At 60.7% G+C, this 1003-nt stretch carries 1 protein-coding gene; it reads left to right on the plus strand.

Features of this window, described 5'->3' with window-relative positions; translation table 11 throughout:
• Positions 1-1003: thiamine pyrophosphate-dependent enzyme (locus RMO57_RS16130; RefSeq protein ID WP_310388322.1), on the plus strand; the 1003-nt coding region annotated here is incomplete at both ends.

The raw sequence follows: 1003 nt of genomic DNA on the forward strand, positions 1-1003 counted from the left end.
GGAAATGCGCTCCTACAACCCGGCGCGCAAGGGCCACACCGGCCAGATCCGCAAGGCGGTGCAACTGCTTTTGCAGGCCAAGCGGCCTTATATCTATTCGGGCGGCGGCGTCATCTTGGGCGAGGCTTCTGCCGAGTTGCGCGAGCTGACCAACTTGCTCGGCTACCCCTGCACCAACACCTTGATGGGCCTGGGCGCGATTGCCTCCAGCGACCCCAAGTTCCTCGGCATGTTGGGCATGCACGGCACATACGAAGCGAATATGACCATGCAGCACTGCGATGTGCTGCTGGCCGTGGGCGCGCGGTTTGATGACCGCGTGATCGGCAACCCCAAACATTTCGCCCAGGTCGAGCGCAAGATCATCCATGTGGACATCGACCCTTCGTCGATCTCCAAGCGGGTGCGGGTCGACATCCCCATCGTTGGTGACGTCAAGGACGTGCTGCAGGAATTGATCTTTCAAATCAAGGAAGCACAGGCCAAGCCGGACGCCGCGTCGATCAATGCCTGGTGGAGTCAGATCAATGAATGGCGCCGCCGCGAGTGCCTGGTCTACAAGACCTCAAACGACGTGATCAAGCCGCAGATGGTGGTCGAAACCTTGTGGAAACTGACCAAGGACAGCGACGCCTACATCACCTCGGACGTCGGCCAGCACCAGATGTGGGCCGCGCAGTACTACCGTTTTGAGCAGCCGCGCCGCTGGATCAATTCCGGCGGCCTGGGCACCATGGGCGTGGGCTTGCCCTACGCGATGGGCATCAAGATGGCGCGGCCCAAGGCGGATGTGTTTTGCATCACCGGCGACGGCTCGATCCAGATGAATATCCAGGAGCTCTCGACCTGCAAGCAGTACGAGACGCCGGTGAAGATCTTGTCGCTGAACAACCGCTATCTCGGCATGGTGCGGCAGTGGCAGGAGCTGGACTACGGCAAGCGCTACTCGCACAGCTATATGGAAGCGCTGCCCGACTTCGTCAAGCTGGCCGAGGCTTATGGC

Origin of the sequence: Roseateles sp., from assembly GCF_031397715.1 — a bacterium.
Taxonomy (GTDB): domain Bacteria; phylum Pseudomonadota; class Gammaproteobacteria; order Burkholderiales; family Burkholderiaceae_C; genus Paucibacter_A.